This window comes from Nocardia arthritidis (assembly GCF_011801145.1).
GTDB lineage: Bacteria > Actinomycetota > Actinomycetes > Mycobacteriales > Mycobacteriaceae > Nocardia > Nocardia arthritidis_A.
Map to the genome: position 1 here is coordinate 7,612,587 of NZ_CP046172.1, position 19,858 is coordinate 7,632,444.

At 66.6% G+C, this 19,858-nt stretch carries 23 protein-coding genes; 9 read left to right on the plus strand and 14 right to left on the minus strand.

Annotated features, from left to right (window positions below; all coding sequences use genetic code 11):
* Positions 1-30 precede the first annotated feature (30 nt).
* Positions 31-2,532: a sensor histidine kinase gene (locus F5544_RS34255; RefSeq protein ID WP_167477004.1), complete on the minus strand. Its 2,502-nt coding sequence runs from the start codon at positions 2,530-2,532 to the stop codon at positions 31-33.
* A 63-nt stretch (positions 2,533-2,595) separates the two neighbouring features.
* Positions 2,596-2,763, minus strand: a complete 168-nt coding sequence (locus F5544_RS34260) for a hypothetical protein (protein ID WP_167477005.1) — start codon at positions 2,761-2,763, stop codon at positions 2,596-2,598.
* 282 nt (positions 2,764-3,045) lie between these two features.
* On the opposite strand from F5544_RS34260, the gene F5544_RS47675 reads away from it, so the two are divergent.
* From F5544_RS47675 to F5544_RS34295, 7 genes are all read left to right on the plus strand, one after another.
* Positions 3,046-3,231, plus strand: a complete 186-nt coding sequence (locus tag F5544_RS47675; RefSeq protein WP_167477006.1) for a potassium-transporting ATPase subunit F — start codon at positions 3,046-3,048, stop codon at positions 3,229-3,231.
* Positions 3,232-4,914, plus strand: a complete 1,683-nt coding sequence (gene kdpA, locus F5544_RS34270) for a potassium-transporting ATPase subunit KdpA (RefSeq protein ID WP_167477007.1) — start codon at positions 3,232-3,234, stop codon at positions 4,912-4,914.
* A complete protein-coding gene (kdpB, locus tag F5544_RS34275) occupies positions 4,911-7,073 on the plus strand; it encodes a potassium-transporting ATPase subunit KdpB (protein ID WP_167477008.1) in 2,163 nt (720 codons plus the stop codon). The genes kdpA and kdpB overlap by 4 nt, the downstream gene beginning before the upstream one ends.
* Positions 7,074-7,077: 4 nt before the next feature.
* A complete protein-coding gene (locus tag F5544_RS34280; protein WP_167477009.1) occupies positions 7,078-8,043 on the plus strand; it encodes a potassium-transporting ATPase subunit C in 966 nt (321 codons plus the stop codon).
* Between the two features lie 166 nt (positions 8,044-8,209).
* Positions 8,210-8,584, plus strand: a complete 375-nt coding sequence (locus F5544_RS34285; protein ID WP_167477010.1) for a type II toxin-antitoxin system RelE/ParE family toxin — start codon at positions 8,210-8,212, stop codon at positions 8,582-8,584.
* A complete protein-coding gene (locus F5544_RS34290) occupies positions 8,581-8,901 on the plus strand; it encodes a helix-turn-helix domain-containing protein (protein ID WP_167477011.1) in 321 nt (106 codons plus the stop codon). The genes F5544_RS34285 and F5544_RS34290 overlap by 4 nt, the downstream gene beginning before the upstream one ends.
* Positions 8,902-8,945: 44 nt before the next feature.
* The gene (locus F5544_RS34295; protein ID WP_167477012.1) at positions 8,946-9,239 is read left to right on the plus strand and encodes a hypothetical protein; all 294 of its coding nucleotides are present in this window, start codon (positions 8,946-8,948) and stop codon (positions 9,237-9,239) included.
* Here F5544_RS34295 and F5544_RS34300 read toward each other — a convergent pair.
* The 9 genes from F5544_RS34300 to F5544_RS34340 all read right to left on the minus strand — a co-directional run bounded on the left by F5544_RS34300 (position 9,230) and on the right by F5544_RS34340 (position 16,509).
* Positions 9,230-9,676, minus strand: coding sequence for a carboxymuconolactone decarboxylase family protein (locus F5544_RS34300; protein ID WP_238846794.1), 447 nt, complete (start codon positions 9,674-9,676; stop codon positions 9,230-9,232). The two genes, F5544_RS34295 and F5544_RS34300, sit on opposite strands and share 10 nt — an antisense overlap.
* Positions 9,677-9,751: 75 nt before the next feature.
* Positions 9,752-11,287, minus strand: coding sequence for a substrate-binding domain-containing protein (locus F5544_RS34305; RefSeq protein WP_167477013.1), 1,536 nt, complete (start codon positions 11,285-11,287; stop codon positions 9,752-9,754).
* Between the two features lie 193 nt (positions 11,288-11,480).
* The gene (locus F5544_RS34310; protein WP_167477014.1) at positions 11,481-12,542 is read right to left on the minus strand and encodes a PHP domain-containing protein; all 1,062 of its coding nucleotides are present in this window, start codon (positions 12,540-12,542) and stop codon (positions 11,481-11,483) included.
* Positions 12,543-12,547: 5 nt separating this feature from the next.
* Positions 12,548-13,129, minus strand: coding sequence for a dihydrofolate reductase family protein (locus F5544_RS34315; protein ID WP_167477015.1), 582 nt, complete (start codon positions 13,127-13,129; stop codon positions 12,548-12,550).
* Positions 13,130-13,191: 62 nt separating this feature from the next.
* Entirely contained in the window at positions 13,192-14,052 is an 861-nt protein-coding gene (mutM, locus tag F5544_RS34320; RefSeq protein ID WP_167477016.1) for a bifunctional DNA-formamidopyrimidine glycosylase/DNA-(apurinic or apyrimidinic site) lyase, read from the minus strand.
* Between the two features lie 10 nt (positions 14,053-14,062).
* Entirely contained in the window at positions 14,063-14,791 is a 729-nt protein-coding gene (gene rnc, locus F5544_RS34325; RefSeq protein WP_428847193.1) for a ribonuclease III, read from the minus strand.
* A 14-nt stretch (positions 14,792-14,805) separates the two neighbouring features.
* Complete coding sequence (rpmF, locus tag F5544_RS34330; RefSeq protein ID WP_167477018.1) at positions 14,806-14,988, minus strand: 50S ribosomal protein L32; 183 nt, start codon at positions 14,986-14,988, stop codon at positions 14,806-14,808.
* Between the two features lie 2 nt (positions 14,989-14,990).
* The gene (locus tag F5544_RS34335; RefSeq protein ID WP_174867644.1) at positions 14,991-15,668 is read right to left on the minus strand and encodes a YceD family protein; all 678 of its coding nucleotides are present in this window, start codon (positions 15,666-15,668) and stop codon (positions 14,991-14,993) included.
* 94 nt (positions 15,669-15,762) lie between these two features.
* Positions 15,763-16,509 carry a DivIVA domain-containing protein gene (locus F5544_RS34340; protein WP_167477019.1) on the minus strand — a complete coding sequence of 249 codons (747 nt, stop codon included), beginning with the start codon at positions 16,507-16,509 and terminating at the stop codon, positions 15,763-15,765.
* A 215-nt stretch (positions 16,510-16,724) separates the two neighbouring features.
* Here F5544_RS34340 and F5544_RS34345 point away from each other — a divergent pair, with 215 nt between their 5' ends.
* On the plus strand, positions 16,725-17,279 hold the full coding sequence (locus F5544_RS34345) for a GtrA family protein (RefSeq protein ID WP_167477020.1): 555 nt from the start codon (positions 16,725-16,727) through the stop codon (positions 17,277-17,279).
* Positions 17,280-17,300: 21 nt separating this feature from the next.
* Here F5544_RS34345 and F5544_RS34350 read toward each other — a convergent pair whose 3' ends face one another.
* On the minus strand, positions 17,301-17,900 hold the full coding sequence (locus F5544_RS34350) for a helix-turn-helix domain-containing protein (protein ID WP_167477021.1): 600 nt from the start codon (positions 17,898-17,900) through the stop codon (positions 17,301-17,303).
* Between the two features lie 110 nt (positions 17,901-18,010).
* Between F5544_RS34350 and F5544_RS34355 the strand changes: the two genes are divergently transcribed.
* Complete coding sequence (locus tag F5544_RS34355) at positions 18,011-18,829, plus strand: MBL fold metallo-hydrolase (RefSeq protein ID WP_167477022.1); 819 nt, start codon at positions 18,011-18,013, stop codon at positions 18,827-18,829.
* Positions 18,830-18,897: 68 nt separating this feature from the next.
* On the opposite strand, the gene F5544_RS34360 is transcribed toward F5544_RS34355, so the two are convergent.
* Together F5544_RS34360 and coaD are read right to left on the minus strand one after the other, a co-directional pair.
* On the minus strand, positions 18,898-19,170 hold the full coding sequence (locus F5544_RS34360; RefSeq protein WP_167477023.1) for a hypothetical protein: 273 nt from the start codon (positions 19,168-19,170) through the stop codon (positions 18,898-18,900).
* 156 nt (positions 19,171-19,326) lie between these two features.
* Positions 19,327-19,815, minus strand: coding sequence for a pantetheine-phosphate adenylyltransferase (coaD, locus tag F5544_RS34365; protein ID WP_167477024.1), 489 nt, complete (start codon positions 19,813-19,815; stop codon positions 19,327-19,329).
* Between the last annotated feature and the right edge of the window lie 43 nt (positions 19,816-19,858).

Sequence of the window (19,858 nt, forward strand, 5' to 3'; positions counted from 1 at the left end):
CTGTCCGCGTCCGGTCCATTCCCAGCGTCATCATTGTTCCTGCTCGCTTTCGTCCGCGGGCAGGTCGACCAGCATGGTCAGGCCGCCGCCCGGAGTCGGTTCGGCATGCACGGTGCCGCCCATCGCCTCGACGAAGCCGCGCACCACGGACAGGCCGAGGCCGACGCCCGTGGTGTTGTCGCGATCCCCGAGCCGTTGGAACGGTTCGAAGAGTTGTTCCTCCGAGCCGGGCGGGATTCCGGGTCCGGTATCGACGACCGCGATGATCGCGCGGTCTCCGTCCCGTTCCGCGGTAACCCGCACCGGCGTGTCGCGCGGCGCGTGGCGCAGCGCGTTATCGATCAGGTTGGCGACCACGCGCTCGAGCAGGCCGGCGTCCGCGCGGACGGAAACCTCGCCGACCTCCACCTTCACCCGGTCCATCGCGGCGCGGCGCAACCCGCGCGCACCCATCCCGACGCTCACCAGCGCCCGGTGTACGACCTCGTCCAAATAGACGGTGCGCAACTGCGGTTGGACGACGCCGACGGCGAGCCGCGACTGGTCGAGCAGATTGCCGACCAGCGCGGTGAGCTGATCCACCGATTCCTCGATGGTCTCCAGCAGTTCCGCGGTGTCCTCGGGCGAGAATTCCACGTCGTCGCTGCGCAGACTGGATACCGCGGCCTTGGCCCCGGCCAGCGGGGTGCGCAGATCGTGGCTCACCGCCGAGAGCAGCGCCCGGCGCAGCCGGTCGGCCTCCAGCAGCGCCGCCGCGGCGCTGGCCTCCTCGGCCAGGCGGGCCTGGCGAACCAGTCCGGCGGCCTGGTTGGCCACCGCGTTCAGCACCGGCCGTTGCCCGACCTCCAGCGGTTTGCCCGCGAGCAGTAGCAGGCTGGTGGCGTCGCCCGCCTCGATGGCGATATCGGCGTCGGCCGGCCGCCGCGGCGGATCCGTCCCGGCCTCACCGACGACCGTCTCCCCGCACACCATGCTCACCGCGCGCTGCCCGTACGTCTCGCGAATCTGCTCGAGCAGATTCGGCAGATCGGCGCCGTGCAGGACCGCGCCCGCGAACATGGTGAGCAGTTCGGCCTGCCGAGATGCCTTGCGCGCCTGACGCGTTTGCTTCGCGGCCACATCGACCAGCGCCGCGACCGCCACCGCGACGATCAGCAGCACGACCGCGGTGATGAAGCTATTCGGCTCGGCGATGGTCAGGCTGTAGCGCGGATCGGCGAAGAACCAGTTCAGCAGCAGTCCGGACAGCACCGCGGAGAAGGCCGCGGGCAGTACGCCGCCGAGCAGCGCCACCGCGACCACACCGACCACGAAAATCGCGCTGATGCCGCCGAGATCCAGTGTGCCGTCCAGGAATTCGGAGCAGATGCCGCACACGATGAACGGCACCAGCACCGAGGCCAGCCAGGCCCGCACCGGTTGCCGCGGCCACAGCGAGTACCGGCGCAGCCCCCGATGCGCCTCCTCGTGGGTGACCATGTGCACGTCGATACGGCCGGAGCGCTGCACGACGCTCGCGCCGATGCCCTCGTCGAGGATGCGCGCCCAGCGCGAGCGCCGGGAGGTGCCGAGCACCAATTGGGTGGCGTTCACCTCGCGGGCGAATTCCAGCAGCGCGGTGGGCACGTCGTCGCCGGTGACCGTGTGCAGCGTGGCGTCCAAACTGGTGGCCAGTTCGCGCAGCCGGTTCATCCGCTCGGTCGAGACACCGGCCAGCCCGTCGCCCCGAACCACGTGCAGCACAACTAGATCCGCGCTCGACTTGGTGGCGATGCGGCTGGCCCTGCGCACGATGGTCTCGGATTCGGGACCGCCGGTCACCGCGACGACCACCCGCTCGCGGGCCTCCCACAGATCCTTGATCTTGTGGTCGGCGCGGTATTTGGCCAGCGCCGCGTCCACCTGATCGGCCAGCCACAGCAACGCCAATTCCCGCAGCGCCGTGAGGTTTCCGGGCCGGAAGTAATTGCGCAGCGCGGCATCGACCTTATCGGCGGCGTACACGTTGCCGTGGGAGAGCCTGCGCCGCAACGCCTCCGGCGTGATATCCACCAGCTCGACCTGTTCGGCCTGGCGCACGATGGCGTCCGGGACGGTCTCCTTCTGCTGGATGCCGGTGATCTGCTCGACGACGTCGTTGAGGCTCTCCAGATGCTGCACGTTCACCGTCGAGATCACGTCGATGCCCGCGTCGAGCAGTTCTTCGATGTCCTGCCAACGCTTTTCGTGCTTGCTGCCGGGAGTGTTGGTGTGCGCCAACTCATCCACCAGCACCACCGCCGGATGCCGCGCCAGCACCGCTTCGACGTCGAGTTCCGGGAAGGCGGTGCCCCGGTACGGGACCATCTTCGGCGATATCCGCTCGATTCCCTCGAGCAGTTCGGCGGTCTTGGGCCGCCCGTGCGTCTCGACCACCGCGGCCACCACGTCGCGACCGCGCTCCAGCCGCCGGTGCGCCTCGCCGAGCATGGCGAAGGTCTTGCCGACGCCCGGCGCAGCACCGAGATAGATCCGTAGTTGTCCGCGCTTCACGCCACCATCATCGCGCGGCGCGCGTCCTGTATGGGACACCCGTGCCGTAACGGGGTCATGTGGTCAGGCATCGGCGCCACGCCCCGGACCGCGCCGCCGCGCGAAGAGCCCGGATTCGGCCCGCGCCGCCACCCGATGCGCTTGACGCTCGTAGTCGCGGGCCCCGAGCGCGCGGATCAACAGGGCGCAGCAGACGAAGCCCAGCAGAACAGCGACCGTGACCGTGGACATGGCAACCCTCTCCTCAACCGATGGGAACACCGGTCGCGCTGGGAGTGGCCCGCCAGGCCGGCTCTCCACTTCTACCGCCGCGATCCAGGCAGAAGCGGGTATTTACGGTGTGTTTACGGCATCCGGACACACTTTGACGGCATCCTTTCAGTTATCCCATGACCGGCTGTAAACGAAACGCAAATGCGGTGGTCGACTGCGCAAAGGAGTCGTAAGGGACCTCGGCTCACGGTCTGATGGACGTTTGACTCCTCCTGTTGCGCCCCATGACAGGGGGCGTTGATGAAAGGTGTGTGTACCCATGTCTGTGGTCGTGTTCACGGTGGTCACCGTGGCCGTCTTCGCCCTGTTGGGCCTCATCCAGCGAGGGGTGGAGCGACTGTGACCGAGAACATCATCGGTCTGGTTCTCGGCATCCTGATCGCCGTCTACCTGGTTGCCGCCCTGCTCGCCCCGGAAAGGTTCTAGGTGAACACGACTACCGCAGGGATCGTCTTCGCGGCGACCCTGATCCTTGCGCTGGCCTTGGTGCATATTCCGCTCGGCGACTACATGTACCGCGTGTACGCCGGCGAGAAGCACAACCGGGCCGAGCGAATCATCTACCGCGCCATCGGCGTTCAGCCGGGCGTCGAGCAGACCTGGCCGGTGTACGCGCGCAGTGTGCTCGCATTCTCCGCGATCGGCGTGCTCTTCCTCTATTTCCTGCAGCTGCTGCAGAAGCATCTGCCGCTGCACCTGCCCGCCGCGGAGCAGACCACCGAGATGAAGCCGGATCTGGCCTGGAATACGGCCATCAGCTTCGTCACCAACACCAACTGGCAGAACTACGCCGGTGATTCGACCATGGGCCATGTGGTCCAGATGACGGGTCTGTCGGTGCAGAACTTCGTCTCCGCCGCGGTCGGTATGGCCGTCGCGGTGGCGCTGGTTCGCGGATTCGCCCGCAGCCGCACCGGCGATCTCGGCAACTTCTGGGTGGATCTGGTGCGCGGCACCATTCGCATCCTGCTGCCGATCGCCTTCGTCGGCGCGCTGGTGCTGGTCGCCGGCGGTGTGATCCAGAACTTCCACCTCTACGACCAGATCGCCGACACCGTCGCCAACACGAATAAGCAGACGCTGCCCGGTGGACCGGTCGCCAGCCAGGAAGTCATCAAGCTGCTCGGCACCAACGGCGGCGGTTTCTTCAACGTGAACTCCGCGCACCCGTTCGAGAACCCGACGGCGTGGACGAACTGGATCGAGATCTTCCTGCTGCTGGTGATCAGCTTCTCGCTGCCGCGCACCTTCGGCCGGCTGGTCGGCGACCGCAAGCAGGGCTACGCGATCGTCGCCGTGATGGCCACCCTGGCGATGATCAGCCTCGCGCTGAACAACTTCTTCCAGCTGCGCCACCACGGCACCGTGCCGACCGCCGTCGGCGCCGCCATGGAGGGTGTCGAAACCCGTTTCGGCGTCTCGAATTCCGCGACCTTCGCGACCGCGACCACGCTCACCTCTACCGGCGCGGTCGACTCGGCGCACGACTCCTATTCCAGCCTCGGCGGCATGATGACCATGTTCAACATGCAACTCGGCGAGGTGGCGCCCGGTGGTACCGGTTCCGGTCTGTACGGCATGTTGGTCCTGGCGGTGATCACGGTCTTCATCGCGGGCCTCATGGTCGGCCGCACCCCGGAATACCTCGGCAAGAAGATCACCCCGAAGGAGATCAAGTTCGCCGCCGCGTACTTCCTCACCACGCCGCTGCTGGTGCTGACCGGCACCGCTATCGCGATGGCACTGCCCGGTGAACGCGCGAGCATGGCCAACTCCGGACCGCACGGCCTGTCCGAGGTGCTGTACGCCTTCACCTCCGCGGCCAACAACAACGGCTCCGCCTTCGCCGGTCTGTCCGGCAACACCGTGTGGTGGAACACCGCGCTCGGCCTCGCCATGGTGTTCGGCCGGTTCCTGCCGATCATCTTCGTGCTCGCACTCGCCGGTTCGCTGGCGCAGCAGGGCCACACCCCGGCATCGATCGGCACGCTGCCGACGCACCGGCCGCAGTTCGTCGGTCTGGTCGTCGGTGTGACCGTCATCCTGGTCGCCCTCACCTTCCTGCCCGCGCTCGCGCTCGGGCCGCTCGCCGAAGGAATTCACTCATGACCACCCCAACCGTCGACGCGACGTCGACCACCGAGCAGCAGCACGCTGCGGAAAAGCACAAGGGCGGAAGGGTTTCCGGCGGATTGTTCGATCCGCAGATGCTCTACAAATCGCTGCCGGACGCGCTGAGGAAACTCGATCCGCGCACGCTGTGGCGCAACCCCGTCATGCTGATCGTGGAGATCGGCGCGGTCTGGTCCACCATCCTCGCGGTGGTGCATCCGACCTTCTTCGCCTGGGCGATCGTCGTATGGCTTTGGCTCACCGTCCTTTTCGCGAATCTGGCCGAGGCCGTCGCGGAGGGGCGCGGCAAGGCGCAGGCCGATACGCTGCGAAAGGCCAAGACCGACACCATCGCCCGGCGGCTCGTCGAATGGCATCCCGGCCAGGAGCGCATCGTCGAGGAGAAGGTGGCAGCGCCCGAACTGCAGCGCGGCGACCATGTGGTCGTCGAGGCGGGGCAGGTCATTCCGGGTGACGGCGATGTCGTGGAAGGCATTGCCTCCGTTGACGAATCGGCCATCACCGGCGAATCCGCCCCGGTCATCCGGGAATCCGGCGGCGACCGCTCGGCGGTCACCGGAGGCACCACCGTGCTCTCCGACCGGATCGTCGTCAAGATCACCCAGGAGCCGGGCGGCAGCTTCATCGACAAGATGATCGCGCTCGTCGAGGGCGCTTCGCGGCAGAAGACGCCCAACGAGATCGCCCTCAACATCCTGCTCGCCGCCCTGACGATCATCTTCGTCTTCGCGGTGATGACGCTGCAGCCGCTGGCCATCTTCTCGAAGGCGAACAACCCTGGCGTAGCGGACAGTTCGGCGCTCGACAGCAACGGCGTCACCGGAATCGTGATGGTCTCACTGCTGGTCTGTTTGATCCCGACCACCATCGGCGCGCTGCTGTCAGCCATCGGCATCGCCGGTATGGACCGCCTCGTGCAACGCAATGTGCTCGCCATGTCCGGCCGCGCCGTCGAGGCCGCCGGTGACGTGAACACCCTGCTGCTGGACAAGACCGGCACCATCACCCTCGGCAACCGCCAAGCCTCGGATTTCGTCCCGATGCCCGGCATCACCTCCGACGAATTGGCCGATGCCGCACAGCTTTCCAGCCTCGCGGACGAAACCCCGGAGGGCCGCTCGATCGTGGTGTACGCCAAGCAGGCCTACAACAAGCGCGAGCGCACGCCGGGTGAATTGCAGGGTGCCACCTGGGTGGAATTCACCGCCCAGACCCGCATGTCGGGCGTCGACCTGGCCGACGGGCACCAGCTGCGCAAGGGTGCGGCCAGCGCCGTCACCGAATGGGTGCGGGCCAACGGCGGCGCGGTGCCGGACGAGGTCGGCATCACCGTCGACGGCATCTCGGCCTCCGGCGGCACGCCGCTGGTGGTCGGTGAGATCGTCAAGGGCGAGGCCCGGCTGCTCGGCGTCATTCATCTGAAAGACGTTGTGAAGCAAGGCATGCGGGAACGCTTCGACGAGATGCGCCGGATGGGCATCCGCACGGTGATGATCACCGGTGACAACCCGTTGACCGCCAAGGCGATCGCCGACGAGGCGGGCGTCGACGACTTCCTCGCCGAGGCAACGCCCGAGGACAAGCTGGCGCTGATCAAGCAGGAGCAGGAGGGCGGTCGCCTGGTCGCGATGACCGGTGACGGCACCAACGACGCCCCCGCGCTGGCCCAGGCCGATGTCGGCGTCGCGATGAACACCGGCACCTCCGCCGCCAAAGAGGCGGGCAATATGGTCGATCTGGATTCGGATCCGACCAAGCTGATCGAGATCGTGGAGATCGGCAAGCAGTTGCTGATCACCCGCGGCGCGCTCACCACATTCTCCATCGCCAACGACATCGCCAAGTACTTCGCGATCATTCCCGCGATGTTCGTGGCGCTGTTCCCCGGCCTGGACGTGCTGAACATCATGCGCCTGCACAGCCCGCAGTCGGCGATCCTGTCCGCGGTCATCTTCAACGCGCTGGTCATCGTCGCGTTGATTCCGCTGGCACTGCGCGGTGTGAACTACACACCGTCGAGTGCGTCGAAGTTGTTGAGCCGCAACCTCTACATCTACGGCATCGGCGGCATCATCGCTCCGTTCATCGGGATCAAGATCATCGATCTCGTCATCCAATTCCTCCCAGGGATGTAGTCATATGCGTATTTCAACCTGGATCCGCCAACACATCGCGGCGCTGCGCGCGCTGGTCGTGCTCACGGTGATCACCGGAATCGCCTACCCCCTGGTGGTTTTCGCGGTCGCCCAGCTCCCCGGCCTGAAAGACAAGGCCGACGGTTCGCTGCTCGAGCGGGACGGCAAGATCGTCGGTTCGAGCCTGATCGGCCAGGCCTTCACCGATGGGCAGGGCACCCCGAAAACGCAGTACTTCCAGACCCGCCCGTCGAACGCCGTACCGGCCGCCGACCCGACCACCGGTGTCAGCCCCATGCCCGATGGCTACGACGCGACCGGTTCGAATTTCGGCAATATGGGTCCGGAGAGCATCGCCGACACCTACGTCCTCGATCCGAAGGATCCGACCAAGGTGACGGCGAAGACCACCAGCCTGCTCACCACGGTCTGCCAGCGCAGCCAGGCGGTCGGCAAGCTGGAGGGCGTCAGCGGCGAACGGCCGTTCTGCACCAAGGACACCGGCGTCGGCGCGGTGCTGTCGGTCATGGGTCCGCGCAACTCGCGCGGCGAGGTGATCGAACCCACCAGGGTGATCAGCATCAACGAACCGTGCCAGACCACGACAACGCCGTTCATCGCCACCTACCGCCGTGTCAAGGTCGAATGCGCCAAGGTCGACGCGAACGGTGAGGAGGACTACTCGGCGGGCCTGATCGTGCCGATCCGCGGTGACGCACCGACGGCGACACCGGTTCCCACCGACGCCGTCACCGCGAGCGCCAGCGGCCTGGATCCGAACATCTCCCCGGCGTACGCCGCCATCCAGGTGGCGCGAATCGCCAAGGCCCGCAACATCTCCGAGGATCAGGTACGTGACCTGGTGGCCGAGCACACGCAGGGTCGCGAGCTCGGATTCATGGGCGAGCCACGGGTGAACGTGCTGGAGCTGAATCTGGAACTCGACAGCAAGTACCCGTTCCGCGGCTGAGCGCAGCCCTTTACCGGCCGGAGGCCGTCTCCCCTGGGGGAGACGGCCTCCGTCTTTCATAGACCACGGAAGCCTGTCGGTGGCCCGGATTACAGTCCCACCTCATTCCATAGATCGATGGAATTAAAGAAAATCCTTGAATCTGAGCGGAGGGGGCGGTAGCGTCATGGATGCGTGGGAGATCTTGCTTACCGACGAAGTCGAGCGGTTCCTCGACGAGTTGTACGAGACCGACCGCACCACACACAAATTGGTGAACGAGGCGATCCTGGTGCTGGAACGGGTCGGGCCCTGTCAGGGCCGTCCACTCGTGGACAGCATCGTCGGATCGAATATCGCGAACCTGAAGGAACTACGACCGGGATCGTCGGGCCGGACCGAGATTCGCATACTGTTCGCCTTCGATCCGTGGCGCTCGGCCATCCTGCTGGTGGCCGGGGACAAAGCGGGCCGGTGGCAGCAGTGGTACCGCGAGGCGATCATCCGGGCCGAGCGGCTGTACCAGGCATATCTGATCGAGCGAGAGGAGGAGCCAGTATGACCACGTTCCGTCGTTGGCGCGACAGCGGGCACCTCGAGCGTGCCATCGAAACCGCTGGCGGGCCCGAGAAATTCGAGGAGGGCGTCCAGCAGCTCCAGGACTGGGCCCAGGGCTGGCGGCTGGCCGAGATGCGCAAGCGGCGCGGTCTGACCCAGCGCGAGGTCGCGGACCAGATGAGCATCTCGATCGCCCGCGTCTCCCAGATCGAAAAGGGTGAGGTGTCCACCAGGGACGTGCTCGACCGCTATGTCGCCGCCCTCGGCGGCAAGCTCAAACTCGTCGCGGACTTCGGCGACGAGCAACTGCTGGTCGGCTGAAAACCCTAATAGACACTAAGTATACGCATACATACAATATGCGTATGCTCGATCCAATCACCCTGATCGTCGGTGCCGGAATCGCGGGCGCCGGCTGGGCCGTCGGACGGTTCGGCCGACCGAAGGCGAAATCGGCCGAATCCCTCCCCGCGACCTGCGGCTGCGGTCACGACCTGGCCATGCACGACCCGCAGACCGGCGCATGCCATACCGAGATCGGCCGCAAAAGCGTTGTCGGCCTGCGCGAGTGGGTGCGTTGCGGCTGTCGCCGCTACACCGGCCCGCAACCGCTGGAGGAGCTGTTCAACAGGCCGCTGCTGCCGCCGACTCAGCCCTGAACGGGTTCGGGCCGTTTACGCAGCGGCACGCCGAGCCGATTCCAGAGGTTGATCATCGCCGTCACCGCGACCAGGCCCGCCAGGGCCTGCTCGTCGAAATGCTTCACCACCTCGTCCCAGATCTCGTCGCTCACACCGTGCTCGGTCAGCCTGGTCGTCGCCTCGGCGTAGGCGAGGGCGGCGCGTTCGGCCGGGGTGTACAGCGCCGACTCACGCCAGGCGTTGAGCTGGTAGATGCGCTTTTCCGTCTCACCGGCCAGCCGGGCGTCGGTGGTGTGCAGGTCGATACAGAACACGCAGCCGTTCATCTGTGAGACCCGGATCTTCACCAACTCGCGCACCACCGGATCCAGCGGACTGCGGTGGATCGCCCGCTCCACCTCGAACCACGCCTTGTACATCTCGGGCGCGACCTCGTTGAGGTTCATCCTTGCCATCGGGACCGGTCCTTTCGTCGTCATACCTGATAGATGACAGACGATGCGGCGGTCGCCGGTGTGACATTCGGCCGGTCAGGAGACCGGCTGGCACAGTGCCGGATTCGGCAGATCCGCGCACGGCAGCGCGCCCGCGCCGCGCAGCACATCCTTGCCGCCCTGATCGGTGAGGTAGCGCAGGAATCCGGCCGCGAGCGAATCGGCGGGCAGATCGCCGTTGCTGTAGGCGAATTCGACACCCCAGAACGGATACGTCCGGTCGAGCACCGCCTCCTTGCTCGCGGCATGTCCGTCGATGGCGACCGTTGTGATACCCGAAGCCTTTGCCGCGTCGGCGAATTCGCTGTACCCGATGGCGCCCGGTGTTTCCGCGACGGCGGCCAGCATGTCCTTGGTCGACGCCACCTCGCAGTGCGCCGGGCTCGGCGGTGCGGTGTAACGGATTTCGCGGCAGGTCGCTGCCGGGTAGAGCGGCTGCGGTTCGTCGAGCATCCGGTGTTCGAAGGTGTCGCGGGTGCCGGAGCCGTGCATCCGATTCACCAGGCGCACCGGCAGATCCGCGCCACCGACCTGATTCCAGTTGGCGATACGGCCGGCATACAGATCGCGGATCTGCGCGACGGTCAGCTCGCGCACGCCGACATCCTTGTGCACGATCACGCCGTACAGCGCGGATGCCAGCGGCCGGGACAGCAGCGTCGGATAGCCGACGCCCTTCGGTCCGTCGGTGATCGCCAGCAGGCCCGGATTACCCTTGCCCTGCTCGTCCAACCGGTCGAGCCCCGCACCGCTACCCACCATGGCGAAATCGAATTCCGCTCCGGCACAACGCTTCCGGTATGAATCGGCGGCCTGCCGGACGACCGGCTCGAAGGCCGTCGACCCGACGAGCGTCAGTTTGCCCGTCGCGCAGTCGAGCGGTTCCGGCGCGGACGGCGAATCCAATGCACCGACCGCGAACTGCACAGCGATCACCACGGCGAGGAAGGCCGTCAGCCCGACCATGAATTTGGAAGCACCGGTGCGGCTGTGGCTTTCGGCCACCCGGCCGCCCCGCAACCGCCCGCGCAGCTGCGGATCCGGATATTCGCCGACGCCGGACGAGCGCTGCAGAATCGCCAGAATCTTGTAATGGTCACCGCGATTCAGCTGCACCTTGGGCAGATCGATGATGCCGAACTGACCCACCGGATCCTCGCGCACCGCGATACCCGATGTGCCGTCCAGGAATTCGCCGAGACCGGGATCGCTCAACTCGGTGACCGCCATGCCGATCACCCGGCGCTGCGGGAAGTGCAGGTGCAGCCCGACCCGAACATCGTCCGGCACGGCGTAATCCGCCGGATCAATGGTGGTGATGCCGCTGTTCTCGATGCGGAACAGCACCACCGACAGATCCTTGAGCTCCGGGCTGCGGCCGTTCTCGTCCGGCCGCAATTGCGGTAGCACGCCAGGGAATACCGAATCGATCTCACCGGTGACCGGCGTGTCCATCTGCACCCGGTAGCCCAGCCGCCGCCTGCCGACCAGCACGAACTCCCAGACGAATGCGACAATCGGTACCGCGATACCGATGAGCGCAACGATCAAATCAATCGGAAATCCGCTCACGGCGCCTCCTCGCTAGCGCTCGTCGGCACCGTGCGCGGTGCGCGCTGCGCCCATGGTTCACTCGCAAGCTCGCTCACGGGCGATACCACTCCCCAACTATGCGCTGTGCCAACCATTTTCACGGTCGATATATCGGGCAGGAGGTTAACCCAGCGGGTGCCGGACACGCCAGCTCAGGCGTGTCGCGCGTGTTTCACTGTGTGCGCCGCGTCCAGGCAAGCAGTTCGTCCAGCGGCTTGGTATTGATGATCCGTTCCGGCGCAACGCCGTTCGCGATTGCCCGCTCGCAGCCATAGCCCTGCCAGTCCAGCTGCCCCGGCGCGTGCGCATCGGTGTCGATCGCGAATTCGCAGCCCATCTCCACCGCCAGTTTCAACAGCCGAGACGGCGGATCCAGCCGCTCCGGGCGGCTGTTGATCTCCACAGCGGTGCCGTACTGCCTGCACGCCTCGAACACCATCTCGGCGTCGAAAACCGATTCCGGGCGGGTGCCCCGCTCCCCCGTGATCAATCGGCCGGTGCAGTGGCCGAGCACGTCGACATTGGGATTCGCCACCGCGTAAACCATTCGCCGCGTCATGGTTTCGCTGTCGGCGCGCAGGTTGGAATGCACGCTGGCGACGACGATATCGAGTTCGGCGAGCAGGTCGGCGCGCTGGTCGAGTGCCCCGTCGTCGAGGATGTCCACCTCGATCCCGGTCAGGATCCGGAACGGGGCCAGCCGCTCGTTCAGCTCGGCGACCACGTCGAGCTGGCGGCGCAGCCGGTCCGCCGAAAGCCCGTTCGCCACCTTCAATCTCGGCGAATGGTCGGTCAGCGCGCAGTACTCGTGCCCGAGTGCGGCCGCGACGCCCATCATTTCGGCGATCGGGCTGCCGCCATCCGACCAGTCCGAGTGGGTGTGCAGGTCGCCGCGCAGCAGGGTGCGAATCGGCCTGCCCGGCACGCCGATCGGCTGTGCGGCGCGGCGCAGCTCCACCAGATAGTCCGGCACCGCACCTGAGCAGGCCTGTGCAATTACCGCGGCCGTCTTCGGCCCGATCCCGGAAATATCCTGCCAGTTACCGGAATTCCGGTGGGCCGCGAGATCGTCGTCGGACAATCCGGCGACGATATCGGCGGCCCGCCGGTAGGCCTTCACCCGATGTGTCTGCGCGCGTGAGCGTTCCAGCCAGAACCCGATCTCGCGCAGCGCCTGTACCGGACCCGGCGCCGCGGCCGGATCCGGTGTTGCGGTCGAATCCTGTTCGCCCACTTGGCTTATCGGATCCTGCTGTACTTCAGGAAGGCCACCCCGTCCTCGAATACCCGACTGGTGATCACCCGGAACCTGGCCGCCTCCGGCAGCCGCGGTCCCGATCCGAACAGCGACCGGCCCCGGCCGAGCACGATCGGATACAGCTTCAGGTAGATCTGGTCGATTTCCGGCAGCAGCGCCTGCGCCAACTCGCCGCCGCCGCACAGCCAGATCCCCAAACCCTTGGCGCGCTTGAGCTCTCGCACCTTGCCCAGCGGATCGCCGTCGATGAGTTCGACGGCGGCGTCCGGGCACTCCGGCAACGTGGTGGACACCACGTACTGCTTCAGATGCGCGTACGGACTGGATGTTCCGGTCCGCACACCGAAATCGTGTGTCTTGCGGCCCATCAGCACCGTGTCGAAATTCGCGTTCGGCTTATCGATCCCGAGCGCCTCGCGCACCTTCGTCGGCACTGTCTCCGGGTACAGCGCGTTGATCGCGGGGCCGTGATCCCCGCCGACCGGAAAGAAATCGACCGACCCGTCCTCGGTGGCGATGAATCCATCGATGGTCGATGCGACGTAGTACGTGAGCTTGCGCATATGTCCTTCCTCTACGGCCGTCATGTCCCGGTCCGCATAGAAGAAACGGTAGCTTGCGCGCCTCAGCGCAGGCGAGGCTTCGGCTGGCAGCGAGGGCAGGAGTAGGAAGAACGATTCATGAATTTTTCGCGCAGAATCGGCGCGCCACAGCGGCGGCACGGCTCGTCGGCCCGCCCGTAAACGGCCAGCGAACGCTCGAAGTAGCCGGACTCACCGTTGACGTTGACATAGAGCGCGTCGAACGAGGTGCCGCCGGCGAGCAGCGCATCACCCATCACGGTGCCGACCTCGGTGAGCAATGCGTGGACGGCGGGCCGGGTGAGTCCCGAGGCGAGCCGGCCGCCGTGCAGCTTGGCGCGCCAGAGGGATTCGTCGGCGTAGATATTGCCGACACCGGAGATCACGGACTGGTCCAGCAGCACCCGCTTGATCTCGGTCTGTTTGGCGCGCAGCGCCTTCACCGCGATATCGGCGTCGAAGAGGGGGTCGAGCGGATCGCGCGCGATATGGGCGACGGGTTCGGGCACCGATGTGCCGTCCACCTCGACCAGCGGGGCCAGCGCCCAGCCGCCGAAGGTGCGTTGATCGACGAAGCGCAGTTCGGAGCCGTCACCGAGCCGGGCCCGGATGTGGGCGTGCTTCTCGACCGGCGCGTCCGCGGGCTGCACCAGCATCTGCCCGCTCATCCCGAGATGGACGACCAGCGCGGTATCGGGCTCGTCGAAGGTGAGCCAGAGATATTTGCCGCGCCGCTGCGCGGCCTCGACGCGCAGGCCGGTCAGGCGCGCGGCCAGATCGGCGGCACCTTCGAGATGCCGCCGCACCGACCGCGGATGGGTGATGGTGACCGATTCGATGACGCGACCGACCACATGTTCGGCCAGCCCACGCCGGACGACCTCGACCTCGGGAAGCTCTGGCACCGGTCTCTTTTCAGCCTTCGGAGGTGAGCGCCTGATATGCGGCGCCCGCCGCCTTCTGCTCGGCTTCCTTCTTGGAGCGGCCGACGCCCTTGCCGTAGGCCCGGCCACCGATCACCGTCGTCGCGGTGAACTCCTTGTCGTGGTCCGGGCCGGTCGAGGTGATCTCGTAGCTGGGCACGCCGATACCGCGCTCGGCGGTGAGCTCCTGCAGGCTGGTCTTCCAGTCGAGTCCGGCGCCCATGCGGGGCCCGCGCTCGAGCAGTTCGGCGAACAGGCGCAGCACCACGCCGCGCGCGACCTCGATGCCATGCTCCAGATGCACCGCGCCGAGCAAGGATTCCATACCGTCGGCGAGGATGCTCGGCTTATCTCGGCCGCCGGTGAGTTCCTCACCCTTGCCGAGCAGCAGGTGTACGCCGAGACCGCCCTCGCCCAGCCCGCGCGCCACCTCGGCGAGCGCATGCATATTCACCACGCTCGCGCGTAGTTTGGCCAACTCGCCCTCGGATTTGTCCGGGTGCTCGTGGTACAGGCGCTCGGTGATGCTCAGGCCGAGGACGGAGTCGCCGAGGAATTCCAGGCGCTCGTTGGTCGGCAGGCCACCGTTCTCGTAGGCATACGACCGATGGGTCAGCGCTAGCCGGAGTAGATCCGGGTGCACATCCACGCCCAAGGCTGCGAGCAGGCTCGCGTGGTCACCAGTCGAGTCGGGTTCGTTGCCGGCGGTCACGTCGTGTATGACAGGTCGAGCGGTCAGACGGCGGGGGTGACCTGGCGGCCCTTGTAGGTGCCGCAGGACGGGCAGGCGATGTGCGGCAGCGTCTGCTGCCCGCACGCGCGGTTCGGGCAGGTGATCAGGGTCGGCGCGGTGGCCTTCCACTGGCTGCGCCGCGACCGGGTGTTGGAACGGGACATCCGGCGCTTGGGAACGGCCACGACTAATTCTCCTCTGTCCTATTGCTTGCCAGTTCGGCTGATTGGTCTGCTTGCTGTCGACCCGCACCGGCGCCCGCGTTCGGGTCGTCGGCGCCGGGCGATCCGGCGGCGAACTTCGCCAACCCGGCCCAGCGAGGGTCAAGTATCTCATGCCCATGGCCGGAACCCGCAATCGCCATCCGGACACCGCATTCCGGACACAGTCCGGCACAGTCGGGTTCGCACAGCGGCTGCAGCGGGAGTTCCAGCCCGATCGCGTCGATGATCACCGGTTCCAGGTCGATGGTGTCGTCGACCAGGCGGTAGATCTCGGCCTCTTCGGTGGTCTGCTCGGTGGCGCTGTCCGGGTAGGCGAACAGCTCGGTGAGCCGCAGTTCCACCGAATCGGTGAACGGTTCGAGGCAGCGCGAGCATTCGCCCTCGGTCGGCGCGGATACCGTGCCGGTGACCAGCACACCCTCCGAAACCGCCTGCAGCGTCAGGTCGAGGGCGACCGGCGCGCCCGCCGGGATCGCGATCAGATCCAGCCCGATCCGCTCGTCGGTGGTGATCTCGCGACGCAGTTCCCGCATGGTGCCGGGCCTGCGGCCGAGGCTGCGAACGTCCAGCACGAAGCCCGCGTCCGGCAGGCGGCGCGACGCCGCACGGGGACGCGAGGCGGGACCGGATCCGGCGGACATGACGAACTCACTCACGTTTCAAAGGCTCTTGTTTTCAAGAGAATGGGCAACCACCCAACAATACCGAAGTGGGCAGGCGGGGCTCAAACCGGGTTCAGCGGCGGTACTCCGCGGCATAATCCGGCACGCTCGTACCGGACCGCAGCTGATGCCGCCCGCGCCCGACGGTCCGCAGGGTGCCGTTGAGCAGCTCCTCGAAATCGGCCAGCTTGCCGTCGACGTACTCGTCACACTCCTCGCGCAACCGGTCCGCCTCGGCCTGCGCGCCGTCGATCAGCCGCGCCGATTCGGCGTGCGCGGCCCGCACCACCTCGGTCTGCGCGACCAGGCGGGCCTGCTCGGCCTTGCCGTCGGCGACCGAGCGCTCATAGGAGGCCTTGCCCGCCTCGATCATCCGCTCGGATTCGTCCCGCGCCCGGCCGGTGACCTCCTCGAATTCGGCATTGCCGTCGGCGATGACGCGGTCGGCCTCGGCCTGCGCGGAATTGACCAGGTGATCGGCGTGCGCGCTCGCCTCGGCGACCATGCGATCGGCGTGCGCCTTGGCGTCGGCCAGGATGCGGTCGGCCTCCTCGCGGGCGGCGGTGATGGTCTCGTGCGCCTGTTTGTTGGCGCCCGCGACGGTGGCCTCGGCGCCGTTGCGGGCGTCCGAGACGATCTTGTCGCGATGGTCGAGCACGTCCTGGGCGTCGTCGAGTTCGCCGGGCAGCGCGTCGCGCACGTCGTCGAGCAGCTCGAGCACGTCGCCGCGCGGGACGATGCAGCTGCGCGTCGGCGGAATGCCGCGCGCCTCTTCGACGATGGCCACCAGTTCGTCGAGTGCCTCGAATACGCGATACATGCTCACTTACCCCGCTCTCGGTGCAGATTCACGGCAACAAACTCGCCATTGTCGCCCAGTGTGCCCCGCATCACCGGCAACGGCCGAATCACTTTCCGGTGTGTCGCGCCAGTGTCTCGCACACCACACAAATCAAGTGGAGGATTCTCCTCCACTTGGTGTTAAATTTGATCACGCAGATCGAAACACGATTTTGACGACGTATCGGAAGAGCCATGGCAGTACTGCAAGCACCCCGCCCCTCGGTGTTGTCCACCGTGGGCTTGTTGCTGCCCTGGGGCGTCCCCTTCCCGCCGGTTCAAACACCGGGCCCGGCATCGCCCGCCCCGGCTCCGGCCCGGACTCCGGTGCGCGATCTCACCCAGCGGACGCTGGGGTACCTCCGCGGTGATCGCGCCTTCGCCCAGCTCATCCGCTTCGCCCTGGTCGGCGGCACCAGCAATATCGCCTACGTGCTGCTGTTCTTCGCCATGCACGGCATCGGGTCGCTCACCGCGAACGTCATCGGTTCGGTAGTCAGCACGATCATCGCCAACGAACTGCACCGCCAGCTCACCTTCCACGCCGCGGAGCGCGTCGGCTGGTTCACCGCGCAGTGGGAGGGCGGCGGACTCGCGCTGGTCGGCCTCGGCATCAGCACCGCGGCCCTGGCCGCACTCGACCTGTGGGCCCCCGGCATCGGCGGCGCCTTGCAGGCCGTCGCCCTGCTCGCCATCACCGCGGGCGTCGGCGGAATGCGCTTCCTGGCCCTGCGCGGCCTGGTTTTCTAGTACCGCAAGGGAACTCGCCGATCAGGTTCTGCGCGAGATGACCATGAGGTATTCGCACGGAGCGTTCGTCCGGTTGGCGAAGCCGTGGTCCGCGTCGGCCTGGAAGAACAGGGAGTCGCCCGCGCTCAGGGTCTCGCTGATCCCGCCGATCAAGACGGTGACGGTGCCGTCGAGCACCACGAGCTGTTTCTCCGTACCCGGCGGATACGCGGGCAGCAGCCCGGTGGAGACCTGCGCGGGGAGGTGGTGAAAGATCATCTCGCCCGTTCCCGCGCCCGGGGCCGCTGACACAATATGCCGTTCGAAGCCGGTTTCCGGGTCACGGAAAATCGGGCGCTCGCTCTTGCGCATGACGACGGCCGCACCGGATGCGGCGGCGGCCCCACCGATCAGGTCCGAGAGCGATGCCTCGAGGGCGTGGGCGATCCTGGACGCGACACCGATCGTCGGGCTCTTCTCACCGCGTTCGACCTTGGACAGCATCGCCCGGCTGACCGACGACTGAATCGACAGCTGTTCCAGCGTCAGACCCGCCTCCTCGCGGCGTCGCCGCACATTTCCGCCGAACGCCCCGGCCAGGTCGTCACCGTGCTGTGGTTCTGCCGCGTCTTGCTCGACCACCGTGCTCCTCGATCGATGGGTAACTCGCCGCCCAGAGTATCTTTCTTCTAAAGAAGATATCGTCTTCTATCGAAGACGGCCGATATCCGCCCGGCACTACGGAGGGTTCCATGCGTTTCATCTCGAGCGGCCAGCATCACGCCACGTTCGAATTCGGCGATCTGCGGGTGATCTCGCTGCGAGACGGGTACATCGATATGCCGCCGACCCGGCTCCGCGACGAGGAAGGGCGCACGCTCCCGGTGCTGCCGACCGCCGTGCCGCTGGTCGGCGACAACCTGCGGCTGTCGGTCAACGCCTTCTTCGTCACCGACGGCACGCGGTCGGTTCTCCTCGATACCGGCGCGTCCAACGCCTGGCACGACCCCACCATGGGTTTGATCTACGACGCGCTAGACGAAGCGGGAATCGATCGCGCGGACATCACCGATGTGGCCATCACCCACAATCACGAAGACCACGTGAGCGGCCTGATCGCGCCGGACGGTTCGGAGGCCTTTCCCAAGGTCGAGCGCGTGTGGATCGGCGCGGGCGACACCTCGGTGTTCACCGGGCGGCTGAAGCCGATCCGCGATCGGGTGGTACCCGTATCGGAGCGGGTCGCGATCAACGACTGGACCACCGCGATCCCGACACCGGGCCACACACCCGGTCACACCGTCTACGACATCGGGAGCGGCACCGGCCACCTACTCGTCTGGGGCGACACCGTTCACGTTCCCACGCTCCAATTCGAACGGCCGAACGTGACATGGGAGCTCGACGGCAACCAGTCCCAGGCCCGCGCCGCGCGTGCGGCCCTCCTCGAACAACTGACCCGACCACACCACTTCGTGGCAGGCGCCCACCTCGACTCACCCGGCATCGCCCGCGTGACCCCCTCCGGCGACGGTTATGCGCTGGAGTACCTGGCGCCACCGATCGGCTGATCGAGCCTGCGCGAACATGAATTCGCCCCGGCACCAATGGGTTCGGCGCCGGGGCGGATTCGGTCACGCTATGAACTGCCCGCGGATCCGGTGCTCGGCCTGCTTCCGGGCTTGCCCTGCTTATCCCAGTCCACGTTCAGGGTGTAGACATCGCCGTGCAGCAGGCTGCAAGTGGCGACACCCGGCGGGTATCCCTTCGCGGCCTGATTGCACTGCGTCCTGCCGTCCCTGCCAGAGAAGTGCCCGACGATCTGCTCGGTCGCCGACGCGGTGCCCACCGCGCAGACCCCGGCGAACACCGCGCCCGCGATGGCACCGGCCACCAGCGGCTTCCTCATCATTTGAACCAACTCCCCTTCTGGTTCGCCCCATGCAAACCGGAACGAGCTGAGCCCCTTCGTACTCAACTCGAACCACTCGGCACCGCTCTCCCTAAGTGCGGGTCAGGCGTTCGCTTCGGCCGTGCGCAGGTATGCGAACGACTTCGCCGACAGCGGCTATTGGGCGCGGCGCTCCGCGATGCGGGCCAGCAGGCGCTTGTGCACGGCGGCGGGCAACATTTCGGTGACATCGCCGCCGAAGGTCGCCACCTCCTTGACCAGCGAGCTGGACAGGAAGCTGAGGGCCGGGTTGGTCGCGATGAAGAAGGTGTCGACGCCGGAGAGCTTCTTGTTCATCTGCGCCATCTGCAGTTCGTAGCCGAAATCGGTGGCATCGCGCAGACCCTTGACGATCGCGGTGATGCCCTGCTCCTTCGCGAAGTCGACGAGCAGTCCGTACCACGACGCCACCCGCACGTTGGGCAGGTGGGCGGTGGCCTCGCGCAGCATCTCCATGCGTTCCTCGATGCTGAACATGCCCTGCTTGTTCTTGTTGATCGAGACGACGATCACCACCTCGTCGAACTGGGCCGCGGCCCTGGTGAAGACGTCGATATGCCCATTGGTCACCGGGTCGAAGGAGCCCGGGCACAACGCTGCTGCCATAGCTTCCGACCGTAGCAGCGAGCCACACAGAGATAAGAAGCGG

What these genes read in the sequence shown, in the direction of transcription:
- F5544_RS34285 (WP_167477010.1), top strand. Translation starts at nt 8,210, where the DNA reads ATGGATGCGTGGGAGATCTTGCTTACCGACGAAGTCGAGCGGTTCCTC.
- coaD (WP_167477024.1), bottom strand. Translation starts at nt 19,815, where the DNA reads ATGGCAGCAGCGTTGTGCCCGGGCTCCTTCGACCCGGTGACCAATGGG.
- F5544_RS34280 (WP_167477009.1), top strand. Translation starts at nt 7,078, where the DNA reads ATGCGTATTTCAACCTGGATCCGCCAACACATCGCGGCGCTGCGCGCG.
- F5544_RS34290 (WP_167477011.1), top strand. Translation starts at nt 8,581, where the DNA reads ATGACCACGTTCCGTCGTTGGCGCGACAGCGGGCACCTCGAGCGTGCC.
- F5544_RS34345 (WP_167477020.1), top strand. Translation starts at nt 16,725, where the DNA reads ATGGCAGTACTGCAAGCACCCCGCCCCTCGGTGTTGTCCACCGTGGGC.
- F5544_RS34295 (WP_167477012.1), top strand. Translation starts at nt 8,946, where the DNA reads ATGCTCGATCCAATCACCCTGATCGTCGGTGCCGGAATCGCGGGCGCC.
- F5544_RS34260 (WP_167477005.1), bottom strand. Translation starts at nt 2,763, where the DNA reads ATGTCCACGGTCACGGTCGCTGTTCTGCTGGGCTTCGTCTGCTGCGCC.
- F5544_RS34335 (WP_174867644.1), bottom strand. Translation starts at nt 15,668, where the DNA reads ATGTCCGCCGGATCCGGTCCCGCCTCGCGTCCCCGTGCGGCGTCGCGC.
- F5544_RS47675 (WP_167477006.1), top strand. Translation starts at nt 3,046, where the DNA reads ATGAAAGGTGTGTGTACCCATGTCTGTGGTCGTGTTCACGGTGGTCAC.
- F5544_RS34355 (WP_167477022.1), top strand. Translation starts at nt 18,011, where the DNA reads ATGCGTTTCATCTCGAGCGGCCAGCATCACGCCACGTTCGAATTCGGC.
- kdpB (WP_167477008.1), top strand. Translation starts at nt 4,911, where the DNA reads ATGACCACCCCAACCGTCGACGCGACGTCGACCACCGAGCAGCAGCAC.
- F5544_RS34360 (WP_167477023.1), bottom strand. Translation starts at nt 19,170, where the DNA reads ATGATGAGGAAGCCGCTGGTGGCCGGTGCCATCGCGGGCGCGGTGTTC.
- F5544_RS34300 (WP_238846794.1), bottom strand. Translation starts at nt 9,676, where the DNA reads ATGGCAAGGATGAACCTCAACGAGGTCGCGCCCGAGATGTACAAGGCG.
- F5544_RS34315 (WP_167477015.1), bottom strand. Translation starts at nt 13,129, where the DNA reads ATGCGCAAGCTCACGTACTACGTCGCATCGACCATCGATGGATTCATC.
- F5544_RS34340 (WP_167477019.1), bottom strand. Translation starts at nt 16,509, where the DNA reads ATGTATCGCGTATTCGAGGCACTCGACGAACTGGTGGCCATCGTCGAA.